Here is a 21,169-nt window from a genome sequence, read left to right on the forward strand (position 1 = left end):
GTGACGCCCGGCGGGCGGTGATAGAGCGCAGTATCCGGCTGGCGCAGGAGAAATAAGACCCTGACGGCCCGGTGGCGTGGCGCCACCGGGCCTGGCTATCCCAACGATACGCTAAAGCCTGAAAGTGAAGCCCGTGTGCAGTATGATGACGAGCATCGTCTCTTATCAGGACATCCTATGAAACAAATCACCTTTACGCCGCGCCATCACCAGCTTACCAACACCAATACCTGGACTCCTGACAGCCAGTGGCTGGTCTTTGATGTGCGGCCTTCAGGCGCGTCATTTACGGGCAAGACTATTGAGCGTGTCAATGTGCATACCGGCGACGTGGAGGTGATTTATCGCGCCGTGCAGGGCGCGCATGTCGGTGTGGTGACGGTGCATCCTGCCGACAATCACTATGTGTTTATTCATGGCCCTGAAAACCCTGATGAGACGTGGCATTACGATTTCCACCACCGCCGGGGCGTTATTGCAACGCCGGGAGGCGTGACTAACCTCGATGCGATGGATATTACTGCGCCGTATACTCCCGGCGCGCTGCGCGGCGGCAGTCACGTCCATGTGTTTAGCCCGAACGGCGAGCTGGTGAGTTTTACCTATAATGACCACGTTCTGCATGAGCGCGATCCGGCGCTGGATCTGCGTAATGTCGGCGTGGCCGCGCCGTATGGGCCGGTAACGGTGCCGGTTCAGCATCCGCGCGAATACAGCGGTAGCCACTGGTGCGTACTGGTTAGCCGCACGACGCCTGCGCCGAGACCTGGCAGCGATGACATTAACCGCGCCTATGAAGAGGGCTGGGTGGGCAACCGCCAGATCGCCTTTATTGGCGATACGCTGTCGCTGACGGGCCAAAAAGTCCCGGAGCTGTTTATTGTCGATTTACCGTGTCATGAAAACGGCTGGAAACAGGCAGGCGACACGCCGCTGACGGGAACCGAATCAACGATGCCATCGCCGCCGTTGGGCGTAGTTCAGCGGCGTCTTACCTTTACTCACCAGCGTGTTTATCCTGGACTCACTAACGAACCACGCCACTGGGTCCGCAGTAATCCGCAGGCGACGGCGATCGCCTTTTTGATGCGGGACGATAACGGCGTAGCGCAACTGTGGCTGATATCGCCGCAGGGAGGCGAGCCCCGGCAGTTAACGCATCATGCGACCGGCGTACAGTCAGCGTTTAACTGGCATCCGTCGGGTAAATGGCTGGGACTGGTGCTGGAAAATCGGATTGCCTGCTGCGACGCACAAAGTGGGAGGATCGACTTCTTAACCGCCAGGCACGACAACCCGCCGTCTGCGGACGCCGTCGTTTTTTCACCGGATGGGCGACACGTCGCATGGATGGAAGAGGTGAAAGGGTTCCGTCAGCTATGGGTGACGGAAACCGGGCGATAAATCAGGGAGGAGGCATCTTCGCCGGGGGGATGACGGCATTGGTCATTTTCGTCTCCTCCTCGCTTTTCTCTACGCGCGATCTTACCGAACTGTCTTTGCGGAAGATGTCCCACGGCAGAAGGATCGTATCCATCACGGCGGTAAACGGCATATCCAGGATGGCCAACGATTTTGTGCCCCAGTTTGTCTCATCGTTACCGATCATCGTAGCGCTGGCGCGCGTGCCAGGATAAGTACCCTCTTTACCGCCGGTGTGCGACATGACGCTTGAACAACCGCTTAATAAAAGCATCCCATTCCATATTATCAGCGTTAACCACACGTTTTTTATCATCACTCATTCATCTATTGGTTGTCGTTATTTGCATGATGAGTTATAGCGATCCGTTGCTAAAAATAACATCACCAGTACGTGGCACTGTGGCGGTAATCGCACTTTAACAATCAGTGCTGTCCCAACCAGTCTATGCAATAGCCAATAAACTGCAAAAAAAAGTCGGATTAAAATACTTGAAAAGTACGTATTCAGACCCATTTATAAGACGTAGTGAATAGAAGGGCACGCCTGATGGGTGTTCTGGCAATCCTGGCCTGTCCATGATGGAAGGTCTGACATTCTCGCTGATTTCAGGAGTTTATGATTATGCGTAACTTTGATTTATCCCCGCTGTACCGTTCTGCCATTGGTTTTGACCGTCTGTTTAACCTGCTTGAAAATAACCAAAGCCAAAGTAATGGCGGCTACCCTCCGTACAACGTTGAGCTGGTAGACGAAAACCACTACCGCATCGCCATTGCCGTTGCCGGTTTCGCGGAAAGCGAACTGGAGATTACCGCCCAGGATAATTTACTGGTGGTAAAAGGCGCTCATGCGGACGAGCAGAAAGAACGTACTTACCTGTATCAGGGCATTGCCGAGCGTAACTTTGAACGTAAGTTCCAGTTAGCGGAGAACATTCACGTTCGCGGCGCAAACCTGATCAACGGGCTGCTGTATATCGAACTGGAGCGCGTGATTCCGGAAGCGAACAAACCGCGCCGTATCGAAATTAACTGATTCCGTCGGGTCGCGTCGCGCGGCCTGTCATCCCATGCTCGCCGTCAGGGAGCATATTCGCACGTAAAGTGTGAAGGTAAAAACTCGCTTCTTAGAAGGAGAAATGATTATGCGTAACTACGATTTATCCCCACTGCTGCGTCAATGGATCGGTTTTGACAAGCTGGCCAATGCGCTGCAAAACAGCGGCGAAAGCCAGAGCTTCCCGCCCTATAACATCGAAAAAAGCGACGATAACCATTATCGCATTACCTTAGCGTTAGCCGGTTTCCGTCAGGAAGATCTGGATATTCAACTGGAAGGCACGCGCCTGACGGTGAAAGGTACGCCGGAACAGCCGGAAAACGAGCCCAAATGGTTACATCAGGGCCTGGTCATGCAGCCTTTTAGCCTGAGCTTTACGCTGGCTGAGAATATGGAAGTTTCCGGCGCGACGTTTACCAACGGCCTGCTGCATATTGATTTAACCCGTAACGAGCCGGAAACCATTGCGCCGCAGCGTATCGCCATTAACGAACGCTCCGCATTAAATAGCTAATAAGCTCCTTGCCTTGCCCCGCCAGAGATGGCGGGGCTTTTTTGTGCCACGAAAAAGGGTAAGACGCTGCCGAAGTCAGGACGTCTGGGCGGTTTTGTAACATGAGAATGTGCGCCATGCTGTATATATGCCTTAACGGTTCAGTCATAATCCCTATAAATTGAAATGTTACTCACAGGGAAGAAAAGATGAGTGATATCGCATTGACGGTCAGCGTTCTGGCGTTGGTGGCGGTTGTCGGTTTATGGATCGGCAACATTAAAGTGCGCGGTGTCGGCTTTGGTATTGGCGGTGTTCTGTTCGGCGGTATTATCGTCGGCCACTTCGTCGATCAGGCTGGGGTGACGCTGAGCGGCGATATGCTGCACTTTATCCAGGAATTCGGCCTGATCCTTTTTGTTTATACCATCGGCATACAGGTGGGGCCGGGGTTTTTCGCCTCGCTGCGCGTTTCCGGGCTGCGTCTCAATCTGTTTGCTGTTCTGATTGTGATTATGGGCGGGTTGGTCACCGCGATTCTGCATAAAATTTTCGCTATTCCGCTGCCAGTGGTGCTGGGGATTTTCTCCGGCGCAGTCACCAATACGCCTGCGTTAGGGGCGGGTCAGCAAATCCTGCGCGATCTGGGAACGCCAGTGGATCTGGTGGATCAGATGGGGATGAGCTATGCGATGGCGTATCCGTTTGGCATCTGCGGTATTTTGCTCACCATGTGGCTGATGCGGCTGATTTTTCGCGTTAACGTCGAGGCGGAGGCGCAGAAGCACGAATCCTCTCTCGCTAACGGTCATTCATTAATTCAGACAATGAATATCCGTGTCGAGAATCCGAACCTCAATAATATCGCTGTTCAGGATGTGCCGATCCTGAACAGCGATAAAATCATTTGCTCACGCCTGAAACGCGACGACACGCTGATGGTGCCGTCGCCGGGGACGATTATCCAGGCAGGCGACCTGCTGCACCTCGTCGGCCAATCTACCGACCTGCATAACGCGCAACTGGTGATCGGCAAGGAAGTGGACACCTCGTTGTCGACGCGCGGCACGGATTTACGTGTCGAGCGTGTGGTCGTCACCAACGAAAAAGTGCTCGGCAAACGTATCCGCGATTTGCACTTTAAAGAGCGTTATGACGTGGTTATCTCCCGTCTTAACCGCGCGGGCGTTGAGCTGGTCGCCAGCAGCGACGCCAGCCTGCAGTTTGGCGACATTCTCAATCTGGTGGGGCGTCCTGCCTCGATTGATGCGGTAGCCAATGTGGTCGGCAACGCGCAGCAAAAACTCCAGCAGGTGCAGATGCTGCCGGTGTTTATCGGCATCGGATTAGGGGTTCTGCTTGGGTCAATCCCGTTGTTTGTGCCGGGATTCCCGGTCGCGTTAAAACTGGGGCTGGCTGGCGGGCCGCTGATCATGGCGCTAATTTTGGGGCGTATAGGCAGCATCGGTAAGCTGTACTGGTTTATGCCGCCGAGCGCCAACCTCGCGCTGCGTGAGTTAGGCATCGTTTTGTTTCTGGCGGTCGTTGGGCTGAAATCCGGCGGCGATTTTGTCGATACGCTGACGCAGGGCGAAGGATTAAGCTGGATTGGCTACGGTATTTTCATCACCGCTATTCCGCTGATTACCGTCGGTTTGCTGGCGCGGATTTTTGCCAAAATGAACTATCTGACGCTGTGCGGGATGCTGGCCGGTTCGATGACCGATCCGCCAGCGCTGGCATTTGCCAACAATCTTCATGCCACCAGCGGCGCGGCGGCGCTCTCTTACGCGACCGTCTATCCGTTAGTGATGTTCCTGCGTATTATCACGCCACAACTGCTGGCGGTGATTTTTTGGGGAATGGGTTAGCGCCTGATGGCGCGTTGCTTATCCAGCCTACGCACTGTGTTAAATCCAGGCTGGATAACGCGCGCCGCACCGGTCACACTTCTGCTCTTCTTCTTATCTCCTTCCTCAATGAACGTGCTAATCAGCGTAATGGCAATGAGCATAATTCCATTTTATTTCAGTTGGTTATCAATCTTCATCGCCTTTTTTTTCGTCGCGACGGGTGGTTTTTCAGCTTTTAATTCGGCAATAATGCCTTTCCTGGCGGTGGCGTTGAAAAAGGTCGCAACTGAAATGAAAAATAGCGGGAATGAGCGCGGTTGCGCCGAAACGCGTCACCAGTGAACTACAGTTATTTTGCAATAAGATTCCCTTGCTGCGGGATAATGTGAAGCATATCAGCAACAACGTGAGTGGTATTCTGAAAACGAACGGGAATACATAAGAACGTAAAAGGAGTCGTCATGAAGATTTCCCGCCTCGGAGAAGCGCCGGATTATCGCTTCTCACTGGCAAATGAGCGCACCTTTCTGGCGTGGATTCGCACCTCGCTGGGATTTCTGGCGGCAGGCGTCGGTCTTGATCAGCTCGCCCCGGATTTTGCCACGCCGGTGATCCGTGAACTGCTGGCGCTACTGTTGTGTCTGTTTGCGGGCGGCCTGGCGATTTATGGCTATCTACGCTGGTTACGTAATGAAAAAGCGATGCGCCTGAAAGAGGATTTGCCTTATACCCATAGCCTGTTGATCATCAGCGTTATTTTGATGATTGTCGCGGTGATAGTGATGGGGCTGGTACTGTATGCCGGATAGTCGTAAAGCCCGTCGGCAGAACGATCCGGGACTGCAACCGGAGCGTACGTCGCTGGCCTGGTTTCGCACGCTGCTGGGATACGGGGCGTTAATGGCGTTAGCCGTCAGGCACCACTGGCATCAGGCGGGGTTCTTGTTCTGGGTGTCAATCAGCGTTCTGGCGATAGTGGCGGTGATTCTTTGGCGTTATACCCTGAGTCGTAATTTGATGGATGTCGCGCATAGCGATTTTTCCGAAACTCATGTCATGCGTGACAAATTTTTGATCTCCCTCGCGGTGTTGTCGCTCGCAATCCTGTTTGCTGTTACCCATATTCGCCAACTTATTGCATTTATCGGGAATTTTATATGACAGGACGTCAGGACATTGTCGTGAGTGATGACCAGATTCAGGTCGTCGTAAATCGCCAGAATAGCCAGCGCCCTCAGCAACTGTACCGTAACTTACAACGGCTCGGCATTCGCAATGTCCATTTTATCCCATTGTTGGAACATGACCGGAACGGAATGTTGACCGAGGATTCATTGTGTTCAGCAGACTGGGGGCGGTTTTTAAATAGCGTATTTGATATTTGGGTACGTGAAGATATTCAGAGTATCTCGGTCCGCCTTTTTGATGAGACGCTACAGCAGTGGTGCGGCGGCAGGAATAGCGCTGAAGCGCCGGACATGGCGCCGCTAAGCGCTGAATGTCAGAAGTGCTTTTTATTACGATTTTGCGGCGGCGGATGCCCTGAGCATCGGGATAGCCAGGGGAAAAATCAGCTTTGCGAGGGCTACCAGACCTTTTTTAACTACTCCTCGCCGCATATGCGGGTGATGCGGGATTTACTGAAACAGCATCGCTCGCCGGAGGAGTTGATGGCGATGCTGCGTTAACGTTACAGGCCTGATAAGCGTAGCGCCATCAGGCGATGGCGTGCCGGATGGCGCAGCCGTCTTTCCGGCACTGAGCGAGTATTAGCGTCCTTTCGCCAGGTATTGTTCCATTTCATCTTCCGGCACCATGCCGCCCCCGGTTGCCCATACCAGATGCGTCGCGTTGCCGAGCTGCGTCTGACTGAATCCATGCCTTTGCTGATACGTGGCGGCGGCGCAAATGCGCTGTGGCCCGGCCATCCCCGCCAGAGCTGATGGCTCCAGTCGAATTCCTTCCTCCTGCGCCAGCCAGCCCAGCATGTCGTACATTGTTTGATCGTCTAAGGTATAGAGGCCGTCAAGCAGACGCTCCATTGCCCGACCAACAAAACCCGAAGCGCGACCTACCGCCAGGCCGTCAGCCGCCGTCAGGTTATCAATACCGATATCTTGTACTGAGATGGCATCGTGCAGACCGGTATAAACGCCGAGTAACATGCAGGGGGAATGGGTCGGTTCGGCAAAGAAACAGTGGACGTTGTCGCCAAACGCCAGTTTCAGGCCAAAGGCGACGCCGCCAGGGCCGCCGCCAACGCCGCACGGCAGATAAACAAACAGTGGGTGACTGGCGTCAACGACGCGTCCCTGTTGCGCGAATTGCGCTTTCAGGCGCTGGCCCGCTACCGCATAGCCCAGAAATAGCGTGCGAGAGTTTTCGTCGTCGATAAAGAAACAGTTTGGATCGGATTGCGCTGCTTTTCGGCCCTGCTCAACCGCCACGCCGTAATCATCTTCGTATTCCACGACCGTCACGCCGTGGCTACGCAGCTTTGCTTTTTTCCAGGCGCGGGCGTCGGCAGACATATGTACCGTCACTTTAAAACCGATGCAGGCGCTCATGATACCGATCGATAGCCCCAGATTGCCGGTTGAACCGACGGCGATACTGTACTGGCTGAAGAATTGTTTACATTCCGGCGAAAGCAACACGCTATAGTCATCGTCGGTGGTTAACAGACCCGCCTCCAGCGCCAGTTTTTCCGCGTGCGTTAGCACCTCATAGATGCCGCCGCGCGCTTTAATGGAACCAGATATTGCCAGGTGACTGTCTTTTTTTAACAGCATTTCACCGTCGATCGTTTGCCCATACTCTTTTTCCAGCCGTTTTTGCATGGCCGGAATAGCGACCACGTCAGATTCGATTATGCCGCCAGCGGCAGCGGTTTGCGGAAACGCTTTTGCCAGATACGGCGCAAAGCGCGCCAGACGGTCATGGGCGGCGTTTACGTCCTGCTCCGTCAGGCCGACATACGGTAGACCTTGTGCAAGAGAGGTGGCGCCCGGGTTAAACCAGGTGGTTTCTTTGAGGGCGACCAGATCCTCGACCAAAGGATACCGGGCGATGAGCTTTTGTATGTTTTCCATAGTACGTCTCTTTACGATCAGATGATAAAGGAAAGCAGGAATGTGCCAGCCAGTGCAACGACAGATGCGATAAACGTGGCCGTCGTATAGTATTTAAACGTTTCATTCAGCGTAGCGCCGCAATACTGCTTGACCAGCCAGAACAGGGAATCGGTCACGATCGTGCAGCCAATGGCGCCGGAACCAATGGCAATCGCAATGATCTCCGGGCTGACGTCAGGATAGAGCGGCAGCATGGGCGCAACAATCGCGGTGGCGCCCATCATGGCTACCGTCGCAGAGCCGACCGCCGCGTGCAGAATCAGCGCTACCAGCCATGCCAGCAGAATCGGGTGCATATGCATATTTGAGAGGATCACCGCCAGCGTGTCCGCCAGCCCGCTACTTTTGAGAATGGCGTTGAACGCGCCGCCCGCGCCGATAATCAGCAGGATGTTCGCAATGGCGCCAAAGCCGTTTTCGGTGTGGGTAAGTAGTGTGCCCATACCCATATGCTGGCGCAGACCGAGTATGTAATACGCCACAAAGACAGCGATAAACATTGCGGTGATCGGATTACCGATAAACTCCAGCAGCGTATACAACGTGCCGTCTTTCGCCATATTCAGTTCAGCGACGGTTTTCACCAGCATCAGGCCAATCGGCAGCAGAACGGTAAACAGCGTTGCGCCCAGCGACGGCAGGGTGTTTTCGGCGCGCACTTCAAGATCCGCAAACTCTGTCGGTACGGGCTTGAACGGCAGACGATTACCCAGAAACTTTAAGAACAGCGGGCCGCCGACCAATGAGGCCATCAGTCCGACCAGCAGACCGTAGACAATCACCGAGCCGATATCCGCCCCCAGTTTATTTGCGACAAACAGCGCAGCCGGATGCGGCGGTACCACGCAATGGACGGCCATCAGCGCGGTACACAGCGGAATGGCCAGCTTCAGCAGCGAGGTATGGGTCTTTTTAGCGATAGAAAACGCCAGTGGGATGAGCAACACGACGCCCACTTCCACGAACAACGTGATACCGCAAATCAGCCCCACCAGTACCATGATCACGTCAGCAGAGAGCCAGCGGCAGCGCTGGAGCGTAAGCCCGATGCGTTCCGCCGCGCCGGAAACCTCCATCATTTTGCCGAGGATGGTGCCAAGACCGATAACGGCGGCCAGAAAACCGAGCGTACCGCCTATTCCGTTTTCTATCGCCGTGACCATCTCCAGCGGCCCCATGCCCATCATCGCGCCGACAAAGAAACTGGCGAGCAGTAACGCCAGGAAGGGGTGGAATTTAAACTTCACGATGGTCAATACGATTAACACGATGCTGATCAGCAGCGTGCTCACTACCCAGATTTGAGCGTGCATATCTCACCTACCCTGTGATTAATCTGTTCTTATTGGACAGAAAAACAGCGCCCCCTGACAAACGATATAATTTGCCATTCACATGATGTAAATTGAATCAACTATGTGATTTCCATCTAATATTGCCTTTATTTTGCGATATGGTTCATTTTACTTCATCTATGTGCGGATTTTTTCAGCGCGTTTTTTTACACTTCGGGAAATTAAAAGATGACTGAGGTTGCCATGGAACCCCTTCGCAATACCCGAAACCGCTTACTCAACGGCTGGCAGTTATCCAAACTCTATACTTTTGAAGTCGCGGCCAGACACCAGTCCTTTGCTCTGGCGGCAGATGAGCTGTCGTTAAGCCCCAGTGCGGTAAGCCATCGTATCAATCAACTGGAAGCCGAGTTGGGAATCCAGCTATTTGTCCGCTCTCACCGTAAAGTGGAGCTTACCCATGAAGGCAAACGGGTATTCTGGGCGCTGAAATCGTCGCTGGATACGTTGAATCAGGAAATCCTCGATATCAAAAATCAGGAACTGTCCGGCACGCTGACCGTGTATTCCCGTCCCTCTATCGCCCAGTGCTGGCTGGTACCCGCGCTGGGAGACTTTACCCGTCGCTATCCGTCAATTTCTCTCACTATGCTGACCGGCAACGATAACGTTAACCTACAGCGTGCCGGCATTGACCTGGCTATCTATTTTGACGATGCGCCGTCGGCGCAGCTCACGCACCATTTTTTAATGGATGAGGCGATTTTGCCCGTTTGCAGCCCGGATTACGCCCGTCGTTTCGCCTTGCAGGACAACCTGAATAACCTGCGGCACTGTACGCTCTTACACGACAGACAGGCGTGGAGTAACGATTCGGGCACCGATGAGTGGCACAGTTGGGCGCAGCATTTTGCAGTAAATTTGCCGGATTCATCCGGCATTGGCTTCGATCGTTCTGATTTAGCGGTGATTGCCGCGATGAACCACATTGGCGTGGCGATGGGGCGTAAACGGCTGGTGCAAAAGCGTCTCGACAGTGGTGAACTGATTGCGCCTTTTGGTGACATGAGGCTGAAATGTCATCAGCATTATTATGTCACCACTCTGCCTGGCAGGCAGTGGCCGAAAATCGAGGCATTTATTCGCTGGTTGCAGGAACAGGTGTGAAGATTTATTACGCTTTGTCGCTACACCTGCCGGGAGTGAATATGCTAAATACGTGCTATCACCGTGGTAAAAATTTTAGGGGGCGTCGTGTTTAAACCGCTTATTGCCTCTCTCATGCTGACCAGCGCGGTTGTCTATGCGAAACCGATGCCTTTGACGGCGGCGCGCTATGCGCAGCAGCTTGGCGTTGGGATGGATGTTGACTGGGCGCGAACGGAACGGGGTATCCGCGAGTTTGATCCGCTGGTCGTGCGGGATTTTAAGGCAAAAGGGTTAACGCATGTCCGTATTCGTGTGGCAGGCGCGCCGACGGAAGCGCGCCTCATCCATTTGCGTAAGCTGGTAGAGGCCTGCGAATACTATGGCGTCATACCCATTATTGCCTATCAGGCGGATGCGTATAAAACCGATCCCAGCGCCAGCCATGAAAAGGAGCTGATCAACTGGTGGAGCGTGGTCGCGCGCTATTTTGGTCAGACATCCCCGCTTCTGGGGTTCGATCTCATTTATGAGCCTGCCGACAAACTCAATCATAATATGGCGTCGCTGAATCGCGTATATGACAAAACCATCCGCCTGATTCACGCCATTGACCCACAGCGGATGATTTTCGTTGCCCCCCGCATGCGCGCCGCGCCAGAGGATTTGTCGGCGCTTAAACTGCCGGCGCAAAGCCAGAACTATGTACTGGCGGAGTGGCACATCTTCCCGTGGGGGCCACTGAAAAGCGGCGGTAAATATCCGTGGACGTCAGGCACGGCGGCGGAAAAAGCGGCGATTCGGGCACGGATCAACGCTGCGGTTCGCTGGCAGCATAAGACCGGCCATGCAAGCTGGGTGGGCGGATGGGCGCCGGGAGAGTCGATAAAAATGACGCCGGTCGCTTCACAGTTCGCGTTTGCCCGTTTTATGGCCTGCGAGCTGAAAAAAGCGCATATTCCGTATGCGATAAACGCGGACACTCAGTTTTATGACGGCGAAGAAGGAGCGTGGCGTCCGGCGCAGGAGTCCCTGCTCAATGCGATGATCGCGCCGGAATGTGAAACGCCCGGCAAAACGCCGGGCGAGGGAAACGTTAAACCGTCTGTCCCTGATGCGATATCCGTGACGCCAGCGGCAGCCAGCACGCCAGGATCAGCAATCCCATAAGGGTCATCAACAGTCCCAGACTGCCCTGACCGTTTTGCGGCAACATTGCCGAAAGCCACGCCAGTACGCCGGAACCAATATTTTGCAGCCCGCCGACCAGCGCGCCAGCGGTGCCTGCGAGGAACGGAAACGGCTCCATCGCGCCGCTGGTGGCCAGTGGAAATAACATCCCGGCGCCGAAGAAAAACAGCGCAGCGGGGATGAGTAGCGTCCAGACGTTCATCACGCCAAACCAGCCGGGAATCCACATCATAAGGCCTGCCAGCAGACAGCAGATAACTGACTGCCACATCAGGGTTGAGAAGCGTTTATTCGGGCGTCCGGCAAACCAGGCGCCGAAGAACGCCGCCGGAATCGGCAGAATAAACAGAATGCTTACCACCATACTGCTGAGACCTAATACTGCCCCCATCAGCACGCCGGAACAGGCTTCAAAGACCGCAATGCCAGCCAGCCCGCCGATTAGCATCAGCAGGTAACAGTTAAATGCGCCGTTACCAAACAGCGTTTTATAGCTGGCGATCAGCCGTGTGCGCGGCGCGCCGGCGGGGCGGGTTTCCGGCATCCAGCGCGCCATGCTGAAGGTGACGCCAGCGCAAAGCACCAGCAGGAAAGCGTAACACGCGCGCCAGTTCCACAGGGTGTCCAGCAGACCGCCAATCAGCGGCGCTAACAGCGGGCTGACCAGAATCCCCATATTTAACAGACTATTGGCGTGACGAAGTTGCGTTCCTTCATACAGATCGCGCGGGAGCGTTCTCGCCATTACTCCGCCAACGCCGGTTCCCATCCCTTGCATGGCGCTGGCGGCAATCAACACCGTCAAACTATGCGTGGTCATGGCGATCAGAGTCGCTACCATAAAAATAGACATGCCGACGAGGATTACCGGGCGGCGCCCAACCCGGTCGGAAAGCGGGCCGTAAAACAGTTGCGAGACGCCGTAGGTCAGGAGGTAAGCAGCCATTACGCTCTGGACGGCGCCTTCCCGGACGTTTAGCGCTTGTGCCATATCGGCGATGGCGGGAATATAAATGGTTTGCGCCATCTGCCCTACGGCCACCAGTAACACCAACATCAACAACAAATTGACGTTTCTCTGCCTTTTCATTTCGCTGATTACTTTTCAAAAAAAGAAAAAATAAGAATAACTTGCTGCGCATTCCCATAAATGCGAGAGGAATCTATCACACCAGAAAAAGAAGGCCAGACAGCAACCAGCAATGGCAGACGAAGGAACGGCAGGATATGTAAACAAAAGCGGCAACAAATGTTGCCGAGAATGTGTTACGTCTGTGGCTGTTATTGGGCAATCATGACAGACGGAGTAAAATCGCCCCGAGGGCAATCCCGCCTGCCGCCACCAGACGTAGCCCGGCCACTTTCTCTTTAAGCAACAGCCAGGCTATCAGCGCGCCGAATAAAATCGACGTCTCACGCAGCGCGGCGACCACCGCCAGCGGCGCCTGGGTCATGGCCCATAGCGCCAGCCCATAAGATCCCATAGTGCCAATCCCGCCAAAAATGCCTTTTTTCCACTGTTGCGCCAGATAACGCGACGCTTCCCGCCGCCGCGCAATCATCGCCCAGGTTAACAGGCAGGCGCCGTTGAGAAAAAATGACCATAGCGTATAGCCCAGCGCCGTTTCGGAGAGCCTTACGCCGGCCCCGTCCACCAGCGTATATCCGGCAATAAAACAGGCGTTAGTTAATGCCAGCACGACACCACGTTGAGAGCTGGCGCGGCCATTACAGGCCATCCCAAGTATCGCCATGCAGATCACTGCGATGCCGACCCAGGCCATCGACGACAGGCTGTCGCCAAGAAACAGAACGCTAATGAGCGCCACCAGCAGCGGCGCGGTGCCGCGCATAAGAGGATAGGTCTGGCTCATGTCCGAGACCTGATAGGTTTTCGCCACCAGGACGGTATACACCACCTGGAGCGCGGTAGAGGCCGCTAAAAAAGGGATACTGGCGTGAGCTGGCTGCGGCGAGAAGGGCAAAAGGATCAATGCCATGACCGCCGCGGAACCGCTGACGCCGATCGCGGCGTAGAGCTTATCGTTTCCCGCTTTGACAATGGCGTTCCAGCTGGCATGTAGCAGCGCGGCGAACAGCAAAATGCAGAAAACGGAAAGGGTCATAGCGTCAGGCGTCGTTGAGGGTGTCATAAAAACGTAACATACCCGGGAAGCGAAAGACCAGCGGATAAGGTGAAAGGGGAGCGGTTGCCCGCTCCCCTTCGGTGCGGCTTGAATCTGAATTACTTAAGGTATTTCAGAACAGCATCAAGCAGTTGCAGTGCTGCAACAATGAGTTTCAGGATAAGAATGGTGATATCCACTACGCTCATACGCGTCTCCTGTGGTTAAGGAGCACTGCCAGCCGACGTACCTTTCCGCTGCCTGTTGCCAGCTGTTGCGCACGCGATCCCTTTTGCGAGGAATAGTGTGCGTGTTGACATAACACAGTGTGCTCACGAGGGGGTTAAGGCGCTGACGGCACCACCCGTTTCAGCCAGGACTTCGTTGCGCCGGTTTACGATGCGGCCCCCGCATAACACATTGTGTCAAAGACATTATAGTTAAGCACTGTATAAATGAACAGTAATTTATAGACAGAACGGAGCTTCTGATCCATACTCAAATTCATCAAAATTCGCGCCGAAATTGCGCGTTCTGCACAGAACGCGTATACTTCTGCTGTTGACATAACACAGTGTGCTTCGCGGCTACCACCCGCATTACGCTGTAAGAACCTCGCTTCGGCGAGGTTTTTTGTTTTCCGGCATTGTGAAACGCGTAATCATCAATCCCGGCGATTACCGGAGGGCGCTACGCTTATTACGCCTATACTCAAAACGTGTAAATTCGTAGAAAAATGTGATCGCTGACGCATTTTTGTGCAGATGAAAATTTTTCCGTTGTCATGCTGAAAGCGCTGTGCTTGTATAAAACGTGTTAATAACAAACAGACAAGGCCCCTAATGAACCCTTCCATGCTGAACGCGACCCTACTAACAACTGCGCCATCTCGCGCAGTGGTCGTCGTGCGTGTGGTGGTGGTCGTCGGCAATGCGCCGTAGGGTCCGGAACACACACGATTCCAAAACCCCGCCGGCGCAAACCGGGCGGGGTTTTTTGTTTAAGACACCTTCCCGGAACGTCGGCTCAGAATAAAAGGAATGGAGCATGGCAAGTTCGGGCACAACATCTACACCTCAGCGCCTTACGGGCGCGGAATTTATTGTTCATTTTCTGGAGCGCCAGGGGATTCGTATCGTCACCGGCATTCCTGGTGGTTCGATCCTCCCCGTTTACGACGCGTTAAGCCAAAGCACGCAAATTCGTCATATTCTGGCGCGCCACGAACAAGGCGCGGGGTTTATTGCGCAGGGGATGGCGCGAACGGAGGGTAAACCTGCTGTTTGTATGGCCTGTAGCGGGCCGGGCGCGACCAATCTGGTCACGGCCATTGCCGATGCGCGCCTGGATTCCATTCCGTTAATCTGCATTACCGGGCAGGTTCCGGCGTCCATGATCGGTACTGACGCGTTTCAGGAAGTGGATACCTACGGTATCTCTATCCCCATCACCAAGCACAACTATCTGGTCAGAAATATCAATGAGTTGCCTCAGGTGATGAGCGATGCTTTTCGTCTGGCGCAGTCGGGGCGTCCCGGCCCGGTGTGGATAGACGTTCCTAAAGATGTGCAGACGGCGACAATTGAGCTGGATGCGTTGCCGTCGCCGGCGGAAAAATCACCCCCGCCGGAGTTTAGCGCGGAGAGTATCCGCGAGGCCGCCGCAATGATTAACGCGGCGAAGCGTCCGGTGCTGTATCTGGGCGGCGGCGTGATCAATGCGCCGACACGCGTGCGCGAACTGGCGGAAAAAGCGCAACTGCCGACGACAATGACCTTAATGGCGCTGGGAATGCTGCCTAAGGCGCATCCGCTGTCGTTAGGAATGCTGGGGATGCACGGCGCGCGCAGTACCAATTTTATTCTGCAAGAGGCCGATTTACTGATTGTCCTGGGCGCGCGTTTTGATGACCGGGCGATTGGCAAAACGGAGCAGTTTTGTCCGAACGCCAAAATCATCCATGTGGATATCGATCGCGCCGAGTTAGGCAAAATTAAGCAGCCGCATGTGGCTATTCAGGCGGATGTCGATGATGTACTGGCACAGTTAATTCCCCATATCGAGGCACAGCCGCGGGAAGCATGGCATCAGTTGGTGGCGGACTTGCAGCAAGAATTCCCTTGCAGTATTCCCCAGGAAAATAACCCGCTTAGTCACTATGGGCTGATTAATGCGGTCGCCGCCTGTGTGGACGACAACGCGATTATTACCACTGACGTAGGTCAGCATCAGATGTGGACCGCGCAGGCTTATCCGCTCAACCGTCCGCGTCAGTGGCTGACTTCCGGCGGGCTGGGCACCATGGGGTTTGGTCTGCCCGCGGCGATTGGCGCGGCGCTGGCGAATCCGGGCAACAAGGTGCTGTGTTTTTCCGGCGACGGTAGTTTGATGATGAATATTCAGGAGATGGCTACCGCCAGTGAAAACCAGTTGGATGTGAAAATTATCCTGATGAATAACGACGCGCTGGGACTGGTACATCAGCAACAGAGTCTGTTCTATAAACAGGGCGTTTTTGCGGCGACCTATCCGGGAAGCATCAACTTTATGCAGATTGCCGCCGGGTTTGGTCTGGATACCTGTGATTTGAATAACGAAGCCGATCCGCAGGCGGCGTTGCAGGCTATCATTCGTCGTCCTGGACCGGCGTTGATCCATGTGCGCATTGATGCAGAAGAAAAAGTGTATCCGATGGTGCCGCCGGGCGCGGCAAATACAGAGATGGTGGGGGAATAAGCCATGCAGAAACAATCACATGATAACGTTATTCTGGAGCTGACCGTTCGCAACCACCCTGGCGTGATGACCCACGTCTGCGGGCTGTTCGCCCGACGCGCTTTCAACGTTGAGGGTATTCTCTGTTTACCGATTCAGGGTAGCGATCAGAGCCGCATCTGGCTTCTGGTCAATGACGATCAGCGGCTTGAACAGATGATCAGTCAGATCGATAAACTGGAAGACGTGGCGAAGGTGGTACGAAACCAGTCCGATCCCACCATGTTCAATAAAATTGCCGTCTTTTTTGAGTAAGTTATTCACTTTCCGAATCAGGCGTGATGACTTTGACGGAACCATTCCGACAGTGAGCGGCATAATCTGTCGGTAATGGGCGATCGCTAATCAGGACATCAAAGGCAGAAAGCGGACCAATGCTGGCAGGCGCGACCTCATCAAACAGGGCGTGACGCGCCAGCAAAATTTTGCGCAGACCGCGCTCCATCGCTTTACGTTTGGCGGCAAGATCATCCGGGTTAAACCAGCTCACGCCAAAATGTTCATGTACGCCGCTGGCGGAAATAAACACTTTGCGCGGATTGAGCGAATCCAGCGCCGAAGGATTATTGGCATCATAAAAGGCATCGCTCTTGGCCCGATAGGTGCCGCCGCACAAAATCGCCGTGGCATTAGGCTTTTCATTCAGCGCGATAAATACCCGATGCGAGTAGCAAATCCCGGTAAAGGTAATATCATCCGGTATCATGCTGATAACTAATGGCATTTCCGGACCGTTATCAAAAAAAACCAGATCGTTTTCACGCACCAGGCCGGCGGCCAGGATCGCAACGGGAAGGTCGTCCCGATGATGCGTTTTTTTCGCCGGCAGCGGCATATTGGTTGAAGACGCAGGCTTATTTACCATAACGATATAGCCGCCGAGCAGCGTCAGCGGTAAAGGGTCATCATCCTGGCTGAGATCGCGGCGAATGGTCATCACCGAAACTTCCAGCATCCGCGCGGCGTCTTTCAGATGGATTCGATCGGTCTTTTTCAGTAACTCCATCAAGCGTCGGATACGTTCTTTTTGCTTGGTCTCCATTCACCCTCTCCGCAAATCATGTTGTTATGTTCCATCAGTAACATTTATGTGTTTCTGAGAACATTACAGTGTGGCACTACTATACGTCCGGCCGTCAGGAAATAAAAGTGGGTTTATTCGCGTTTTATAACAATAAATAGTTAATTTTCAGTAAATTGTAACCCTAAAAATGATTTAATGCGCGTATGTTCCGCCAGGGGTTGTTCACGAAGTAAATGGCAAAATGATCCTCTAATCGCGATCATAGTCACAAATGATACGGAAGTAACATGATAATGTTATTTTAATATCATTGTCGTGTGACGATTTCTGAGAGGGAGTAAAATGGATATCGCGGTTATTGGCTCTAACATGGTGGACCTTATCACCTACACCAACCAGATGCCCAAAGAAGGGGAAACTCTGGAAGCGCCGGCGTTTAAAATCGGCTGCGGCGGAAAAGGGGCGAACCAGGCCGTGGCGGCCGCTAAGCTCAATTCAAAAGTATTGATGTTGACCAAAGTGGGCGACGATATTTTTGCCGACAACACCATTCGTAATCTCGAATCCTGGGGGATCAATACGACGTATGTAGAAAAAGTACCGTGTACCAGCAGCGGCGTAGCGCCGATTTTCGTCAACGCCAACTCCAGCAACAGCATTCTGATCATCAAAGGCGCCAACAAGTTTCTCTCGCCGGAAGATATCGATCGCGCGGCGGAAGATTTAAAAAAATGCCAGCTTATTGTTCTGCAACTGGAAGTTCAGCTTGAAACGGTTTATCACGCAATAGAATTTGGCAAGAAACATGGGATTGAAGTGTTATTAAACCCTGCGCCAGCATTACGGGAATTAGATATGTCTTATGCCTGTAAATGCGATTTCTTTGTACCCAATGAAACCGAGCTGGAAATATTAACCGGTATGCCAGTGGATACCTATGACCATATTCGCGCAGCGGCACGTTCGCTGGTGGATAAAGGGCTGAACAATATTATCGTCACCATGGGTGAGAAAGGCGCGCTGTGGATGACGCGTGACCAGGAAGTCCATGTTCCGGCGTTTAGAGTGAACGCTGTCGATACCAGCGGCGCGGGCGATGCCTTTATCGGCTGTTTCGCGCATTACTACGTCCAGAGCGGGGATGTGGAAGCCGCCATGAAAAAAGCCGTCCTCTTTGCCGCTTTCAGCGTCACCGGGAAAGGCACCCAATCCTCTTATCCAAGTATTGAGCAATTTAATGAGTATCTTTCGTTGAACGAATAACAATCACCCTGCACTGTTAAAGGTAGCACTATGAACGATAAAAACATCGTTCAGATGCCCGACGGGTATCTGAATAAGACACCTCTGTTCCAGTTTATTTTGTTATCCTGTTTATTCCCATTATGGGGATGCGCAGCCGCGTTAAATGATATTCTGATTACGCAATTTAAAAGTGTATTTTCGCTGAGCAACTTTGCTTCGGCATTAGTACAAAGCGCCTTTTATGGCGGTTATTTTTTAATTGCTATTCCGGCCTCGCTGGTCATTAAAAAAACCAGTTATAAAGTGGCGATACTTATCGGCCTGACGCTATACATTGTCGGCTGTACGCTCTTTTTCCCGGCGTCGCACATGGCGACCTACACCATGTTCCTCGCGGCGATTTTCGCCATTGCGATTGGCCTGAGTTTCCTGGAAACGGCGGCGAATACCTACAGTTCGATGATCGGGCCGAAAGCCTACGCCACGCTGCGGCTGAATATCAGCCAGACCTTTTATCCGATCGGCGCGGCGGCAGGCATTTTATTGGGTAAATATCTGGTCTTTTCCGAAGGGGAAAGCCTGGAAAAACAGATGGCGGGCATGAATGCCGAGCAGGTCCACAACTTCAAGGTGCTGATGCTGGAAAACACTCTGGAACCCTATAAGTACATGATTATGGTTCTGGTAGTGGTGATGGTACTGTTCCTGCTGACGCGTTTCCCGACCTGTAAAGTCGCGCAAACCGCGAGTCATAAACGCCCCTCGGCGCTGGATACGTTACGCTATCTCGCCAGCAACGCCCGTTTCCGTCGCGGTATTGTGGCGCAGTTCCTGTATGTGGGAATGCAGGTGGCGGTCTGGTCGTTCACTATCCGTCTGGCGCTGGAGTTAGGCGATATCAATGAGCGCGATGCCTCAACCTTTATGGTCTACAGCTTCGCCTGCTTTTTTATCGGCAAGTTTATCGCCAACATTCTGATGACACGCTTTAACCCGGAAAAAGTCCTGATCCTTTACTCTGTGATCGGCGCGCTGTTCCTGGCCTATGTGGCGCTGGCGCCCAGCTTTAGCGCGGTATACGTGGCGGTGCTGGTCAGTGTTCTGTTTGGCCCCTGCTGGGCGACCATTTATGCCGGAACGCTCGATACCGTCGATAACGAGCATACCGAAATGGCGGGGGCGGTGATCGTGATGGCGATTGTCGGCGCGGCGGTGGTTCCCGCGATTCAGGGCTACGTGGCGGACATGTTCCACTCGCTACAGCTCTCATTCCTGGTTTCCATGCTGTGCTTTGTTTACGTTGGCGTTTACTTCTGGCGCGAAAGCAAAGTGCGCGGCAACCTGGCTGAAGTCGCCGCGTCCTGAGGAGATCAACCATGACAACACGTATTACATTATGGCGGGAGCTTTTTAGCGAGCAGCCGCGTATCTTGCTGGAAAATGATGATTTTACGGTTACGGCGTTTCGTTACGCCAGCGGCGTGGAAGGACTGAAAATACAAAACAGCCGCGGTCATCTGGTGATTCTGCCCTGGATGGGGCAGATGATTTGGGACGCGCAGTTTGACGGTCATGATCTGACTATGCGCAACATGTTCCGCCAGCCGAAGCCGGCTGCGGAAGTGGTGGCAACGTATGGTTGCTTTGCTTTCCATTCCGGACTATTGGCGAATGGCTGCCCGTCACCAGAAGATACACATCCGCTGCACGGCGAGATGCCCTGCGCTGCCATGGACGACGCCTGGCTGGAGTTAGAGGGCGACAGTCTGCGCGTGACCGGGCGCTACGAGTATGTGATGGGGTTCGGTCATCATTATCAGGCGCAACCTGCGGTGGTAATGCGTAAAACAAGCGCGCTGTTTGATATTCAGATGACAGTGACTAACCTGGCTTCAGTCGCCATGCCGCTACAGTACATGTGCCACATGAACTATGCCTATGTGCCGAACGCCACGTTCCGTCAGAATATCCCGGATACCGCGCTGAAGCTACGCGAGTCGGTGCCGGCGCATGTCAAACCCACGGCGCAGTGGCTGGCGTTTAATCAACGACTTTTGCAGGGTGAAGCCTCGCTGGCAACGCTCAACGAGCCTGGCTTTTACGACCCGGAAATCGTGTTCTTCGCCGATGAACTGGACAAGTACACGGATACCCCGGAATTCAGTATGATCGCCCCGGATGGCACCACGTTCGTGACACGTTTCGCCAGCGCGGAGCTAAATTACATGACCCGCTGGATTCTTTATAACGGCGATCAGCAGGTTGCCGCCTTTGCCCTGCCCGCGACCTGTCGGCCTGAAGGTTTTCTCGCGGCGCAGCGAAATGGAACCTTGCTTCAACTGGAACCGCAGCAAACCCGGACGTTCACCGTCACGACAGGCATTGTCTGACCGCTCAAGGCT

Annotated in this window: 23 protein-coding genes, 1 pseudogene and 1 other annotated feature; of the genes and pseudogenes, 16 read left to right on the top strand and 8 right to left on the bottom strand. The window is 53.7% G+C overall.

The features are described from left to right. The first annotated feature begins 177 nt into the window (after positions 1-177). The gene (locus tag ACLJNW_RS16180) at positions 178-1,404 is read left to right on the top strand and encodes a DUF3748 domain-containing protein (protein WP_000809937.1); all 1,227 of its coding nucleotides are present in this window, start codon (positions 178-180) and stop codon (positions 1,402-1,404) included. 1 nt (position 1,405) lies between these two features. On the opposite strand, the gene ACLJNW_RS16185 is transcribed toward ACLJNW_RS16180, so the two are convergent. Continuing rightward, positions 1,406-1,738, bottom strand: coding sequence for a YceK/YidQ family lipoprotein (locus tag ACLJNW_RS16185; RefSeq protein WP_001581211.1), 333 nt, complete (start codon positions 1,736-1,738; stop codon positions 1,406-1,408). 242 nt (positions 1,739-1,980) lie between these two features. Further along, positions 1,981-2,054, top strand: a sequence feature (ROSE (Repression Of Heat Shock gene Expression) occurs in the 5'-region of heat shock genes and acts as an RNA thermometer to modulate expression.). Between ACLJNW_RS16185 and ibpA the strand changes: the two genes are divergently transcribed. The 7 genes from ibpA (at position 2,048) to ACLJNW_RS16220 (ending at position 6,519) form a co-directional block, all read left to right on the top strand. Beyond that, positions 2,048-2,461, top strand: coding sequence for a small heat shock chaperone IbpA (gene ibpA / locus ACLJNW_RS16190; RefSeq protein WP_023204772.1), 414 nt, complete (start codon positions 2,048-2,050; stop codon positions 2,459-2,461). Its footprint overlaps the feature before it by 7 nt. A 109-nt stretch (positions 2,462-2,570) precedes the next feature. Next, positions 2,571-2,999 (top strand): small heat shock chaperone IbpB, encoded by a 429-nt coding sequence (ibpB, locus tag ACLJNW_RS16195; RefSeq protein ID WP_001246919.1) that lies wholly within the window; start codon positions 2,571-2,573, stop codon positions 2,997-2,999. A 188-nt stretch (positions 3,000-3,187) separates the two neighbouring features. Next, on the top strand, positions 3,188-4,849 hold the full coding sequence (locus tag ACLJNW_RS16200; protein ID WP_024154663.1) for a putative transporter: 1,662 nt from the start codon (positions 3,188-3,190) through the stop codon (positions 4,847-4,849). A gap of 6 nt (positions 4,850-4,855) precedes the next feature. After that, the gene (locus tag ACLJNW_RS16205) at positions 4,856-5,173 is read left to right on the top strand and encodes a hypothetical protein (protein WP_137975247.1); all 318 of its coding nucleotides are present in this window, start codon (positions 4,856-4,858) and stop codon (positions 5,171-5,173) included. 119 nt (positions 5,174-5,292) lie between these two features. Beyond that, a complete protein-coding gene (locus ACLJNW_RS16210; RefSeq protein ID WP_000703964.1) occupies positions 5,293-5,640 on the top strand; it encodes a YidH family protein in 348 nt (115 codons plus the stop codon). Beyond that, complete coding sequence (locus ACLJNW_RS16215; RefSeq protein ID WP_001113452.1) at positions 5,630-5,992, top strand: DUF202 domain-containing protein; 363 nt, start codon at positions 5,630-5,632, stop codon at positions 5,990-5,992. The genes ACLJNW_RS16210 and ACLJNW_RS16215 overlap by 11 nt, the downstream gene beginning before the upstream one ends. Further along, positions 5,989-6,519, top strand: coding sequence for a radical SAM protein (locus ACLJNW_RS16220; RefSeq protein ID WP_024154664.1), 531 nt, complete (start codon positions 5,989-5,991; stop codon positions 6,517-6,519). The genes ACLJNW_RS16215 and ACLJNW_RS16220 overlap by 4 nt, the downstream gene beginning before the upstream one ends. Before the next feature lie 81 nt (positions 6,520-6,600). On the opposite strand, the gene dsdA is transcribed toward ACLJNW_RS16220, so the two are convergent. Continuing rightward, positions 6,601-7,923: a D-serine ammonia-lyase gene (gene dsdA / locus ACLJNW_RS16225; RefSeq protein WP_023204774.1), complete on the bottom strand. Its 1,323-nt coding sequence runs from the start codon at positions 7,921-7,923 to the stop codon at positions 6,601-6,603. Positions 7,924-7,940: 17 nt separating this feature from the next. After that, complete coding sequence (gene dsdX / locus ACLJNW_RS16230) at positions 7,941-9,278, bottom strand: D-serine transporter DsdX (protein WP_000543314.1); 1,338 nt, start codon at positions 9,276-9,278, stop codon at positions 7,941-7,943. A 225-nt stretch (positions 9,279-9,503) separates the two neighbouring features. On the opposite strand from dsdX, the gene dsdC reads away from it, so the two are divergent. Together dsdC and ACLJNW_RS16240 are read left to right on the top strand one after the other, a co-directional pair. Beyond that, positions 9,504-10,427: a DNA-binding transcriptional regulator DsdC gene (gene dsdC, locus ACLJNW_RS16235; RefSeq protein ID WP_023204775.1), complete on the top strand. Its 924-nt coding sequence runs from the start codon at positions 9,504-9,506 to the stop codon at positions 10,425-10,427. Between the two features lie 63 nt (positions 10,428-10,490). Next, positions 10,491-11,576 (top strand): cellulase family glycosylhydrolase, encoded by a 1,086-nt coding sequence (locus ACLJNW_RS16240; protein WP_023204776.1) that lies wholly within the window; start codon positions 10,491-10,493, stop codon positions 11,574-11,576. Here the strand turns inward: ACLJNW_RS16240 and emrD are convergent. From emrD to ACLJNW_RS16260, 4 genes and pseudogenes are all read right to left on the bottom strand, one after another. After that, entirely contained in the window at positions 11,503-12,687 is a 1,185-nt protein-coding gene (gene emrD / locus ACLJNW_RS16245; RefSeq protein ID WP_000828743.1) for a multidrug efflux MFS transporter EmrD, read from the bottom strand. The genes ACLJNW_RS16240 and emrD overlap by 74 nt on opposite strands. Positions 12,688-12,889: 202 nt before the next feature. Continuing rightward, positions 12,890-13,750, bottom strand: a complete 861-nt coding sequence (locus ACLJNW_RS16250; protein ID WP_072102951.1) for a DMT family transporter — start codon at positions 13,748-13,750, stop codon at positions 12,890-12,892. A gap of 92 nt (positions 13,751-13,842) precedes the next feature. Next, entirely contained in the window at positions 13,843-13,932 is a 90-nt protein-coding gene (gene tisB, locus ACLJNW_RS16255) for a type I toxin-antitoxin system toxin TisB (protein ID WP_000117642.1), read from the bottom strand. Next, positions 13,929-14,043 (bottom strand): annotated as a pseudogene (locus ACLJNW_RS16260) (hypothetical protein). Before ACLJNW_RS16260 ends, tisB begins: the two are co-directional and overlap by 4 nt. A gap of 522 nt (positions 14,044-14,565) precedes the next feature. On the opposite strand from ACLJNW_RS16260, the gene ivbL reads away from it, so the two are divergent. The 3 genes from ivbL (at position 14,566) to ilvN (ending at position 16,753) form a co-directional block, all read left to right on the top strand. Then, positions 14,566-14,664 carry an ilvB operon leader peptide IvbL gene (ivbL, locus tag ACLJNW_RS16265; protein WP_001541152.1) on the top strand — a complete coding sequence of 33 codons (99 nt, stop codon included), beginning with the start codon at positions 14,566-14,568 and terminating at the stop codon, positions 14,662-14,664. A gap of 106 nt (positions 14,665-14,770) precedes the next feature. Further along, positions 14,771-16,459: an acetolactate synthase large subunit gene (gene ilvB, locus ACLJNW_RS16270; protein WP_023204777.1), complete on the top strand. Its 1,689-nt coding sequence runs from the start codon at positions 14,771-14,773 to the stop codon at positions 16,457-16,459. 3 nt (positions 16,460-16,462) lie between these two features. Next, on the top strand, positions 16,463-16,753 hold the full coding sequence (gene ilvN, locus ACLJNW_RS16275) for an acetolactate synthase small subunit (RefSeq protein WP_001171826.1): 291 nt from the start codon (positions 16,463-16,465) through the stop codon (positions 16,751-16,753). 1 nt (position 16,754) lies between these two features. Here ilvN and ACLJNW_RS16280 read toward each other — a convergent pair whose 3' ends face one another. Continuing rightward, positions 16,755-17,540: a DeoR family transcriptional regulator gene (locus ACLJNW_RS16280; RefSeq protein WP_000448637.1), complete on the bottom strand. Its 786-nt coding sequence runs from the start codon at positions 17,538-17,540 to the stop codon at positions 16,755-16,757. A gap of 324 nt (positions 17,541-17,864) precedes the next feature. Between ACLJNW_RS16280 and rbsK the strand changes: the two genes are divergently transcribed. From rbsK to ACLJNW_RS16295, 3 genes are read left to right on the top strand one after another with little or no spacing between them, the layout of a single operon-like run. Continuing rightward, entirely contained in the window at positions 17,865-18,785 is a 921-nt protein-coding gene (rbsK, locus tag ACLJNW_RS16285; RefSeq protein WP_000350272.1) for a ribokinase, read from the top strand. A gap of 30 nt (positions 18,786-18,815) precedes the next feature. Further along, the gene (gene fucP / locus ACLJNW_RS16290) at positions 18,816-20,132 is read left to right on the top strand and encodes an L-fucose:H+ symporter permease (RefSeq protein ID WP_000998359.1); all 1,317 of its coding nucleotides are present in this window, start codon (positions 18,816-18,818) and stop codon (positions 20,130-20,132) included. A gap of 11 nt (positions 20,133-20,143) precedes the next feature. After that, the gene (locus ACLJNW_RS16295) at positions 20,144-21,157 is read left to right on the top strand and encodes an aldose 1-epimerase family protein (RefSeq protein WP_000213212.1); all 1,014 of its coding nucleotides are present in this window, start codon (positions 20,144-20,146) and stop codon (positions 21,155-21,157) included. Positions 21,158-21,169: the final 12 nt, after the last annotated feature.

It is taken from the genome of Salmonella sp. SAL4457, assembly GCF_046548235.1.
In the GTDB taxonomy this organism is placed as follows: Bacteria; Pseudomonadota; Gammaproteobacteria; order Enterobacterales; family Enterobacteriaceae; genus Salmonella; species Salmonella enterica.

What these genes read in the sequence shown, in the direction of transcription:
- ACLJNW_RS16180 (WP_000809937.1), top strand. Translation starts at nt 178, where the DNA reads ATGAAACAAATCACCTTTACGCCGCGCCATCACCAGCTTACCAACACC.
- rbsK (WP_000350272.1), top strand. Translation starts at nt 17,865, where the DNA reads ATGGATATCGCGGTTATTGGCTCTAACATGGTGGACCTTATCACCTAC.
- ACLJNW_RS16210 (WP_000703964.1), top strand. Translation starts at nt 5,293, where the DNA reads ATGAAGATTTCCCGCCTCGGAGAAGCGCCGGATTATCGCTTCTCACTG.
- ivbL (WP_001541152.1), top strand. Translation starts at nt 14,566, where the DNA reads ATGAACCCTTCCATGCTGAACGCGACCCTACTAACAACTGCGCCATCT.
- ibpB (WP_001246919.1), top strand. Translation starts at nt 2,571, where the DNA reads ATGCGTAACTACGATTTATCCCCACTGCTGCGTCAATGGATCGGTTTT.
- ACLJNW_RS16205 (WP_137975247.1), top strand. Translation starts at nt 4,856, where the DNA reads ATGGCGCGTTGCTTATCCAGCCTACGCACTGTGTTAAATCCAGGCTGG.
- ACLJNW_RS16295 (WP_000213212.1), top strand. Translation starts at nt 20,144, where the DNA reads ATGACAACACGTATTACATTATGGCGGGAGCTTTTTAGCGAGCAGCCG.
- ACLJNW_RS16200 (WP_024154663.1), top strand. Translation starts at nt 3,188, where the DNA reads ATGAGTGATATCGCATTGACGGTCAGCGTTCTGGCGTTGGTGGCGGTT.
- ACLJNW_RS16185 (WP_001581211.1), bottom strand. Translation starts at nt 1,738, where the DNA reads ATGATAAAAAACGTGTGGTTAACGCTGATAATATGGAATGGGATGCTT.
- dsdA (WP_023204774.1), bottom strand. Translation starts at nt 7,923, where the DNA reads ATGGAAAACATACAAAAGCTCATCGCCCGGTATCCTTTGGTCGAGGAT.
- dsdX (WP_000543314.1), bottom strand. Translation starts at nt 9,278, where the DNA reads ATGCACGCTCAAATCTGGGTAGTGAGCACGCTGCTGATCAGCATCGTG.
- fucP (WP_000998359.1), top strand. Translation starts at nt 18,816, where the DNA reads ATGAACGATAAAAACATCGTTCAGATGCCCGACGGGTATCTGAATAAG.
- ACLJNW_RS16250 (WP_072102951.1), bottom strand. Translation starts at nt 13,750, where the DNA reads ATGACACCCTCAACGACGCCTGACGCTATGACCCTTTCCGTTTTCTGC.
- emrD (WP_000828743.1), bottom strand. Translation starts at nt 12,687, where the DNA reads ATGAAAAGGCAGAGAAACGTCAATTTGTTGTTGATGTTGGTGTTACTG.
- ilvB (WP_023204777.1), top strand. Translation starts at nt 14,771, where the DNA reads ATGGCAAGTTCGGGCACAACATCTACACCTCAGCGCCTTACGGGCGCG.
- ACLJNW_RS16215 (WP_001113452.1), top strand. Translation starts at nt 5,630, where the DNA reads ATGCCGGATAGTCGTAAAGCCCGTCGGCAGAACGATCCGGGACTGCAA.
- ACLJNW_RS16220 (WP_024154664.1), top strand. Translation starts at nt 5,989, where the DNA reads ATGACAGGACGTCAGGACATTGTCGTGAGTGATGACCAGATTCAGGTC.
- ibpA (WP_023204772.1), top strand. Translation starts at nt 2,048, where the DNA reads ATGCGTAACTTTGATTTATCCCCGCTGTACCGTTCTGCCATTGGTTTT.
- dsdC (WP_023204775.1), top strand. Translation starts at nt 9,504, where the DNA reads ATGGAACCCCTTCGCAATACCCGAAACCGCTTACTCAACGGCTGGCAG.
- ilvN (WP_001171826.1), top strand. Translation starts at nt 16,463, where the DNA reads ATGCAGAAACAATCACATGATAACGTTATTCTGGAGCTGACCGTTCGC.
- ACLJNW_RS16280 (WP_000448637.1), bottom strand. Translation starts at nt 17,540, where the DNA reads ATGGAGACCAAGCAAAAAGAACGTATCCGACGCTTGATGGAGTTACTG.
- tisB (WP_000117642.1), bottom strand. Translation starts at nt 13,932, where the DNA reads ATGAGCGTAGTGGATATCACCATTCTTATCCTGAAACTCATTGTTGCA.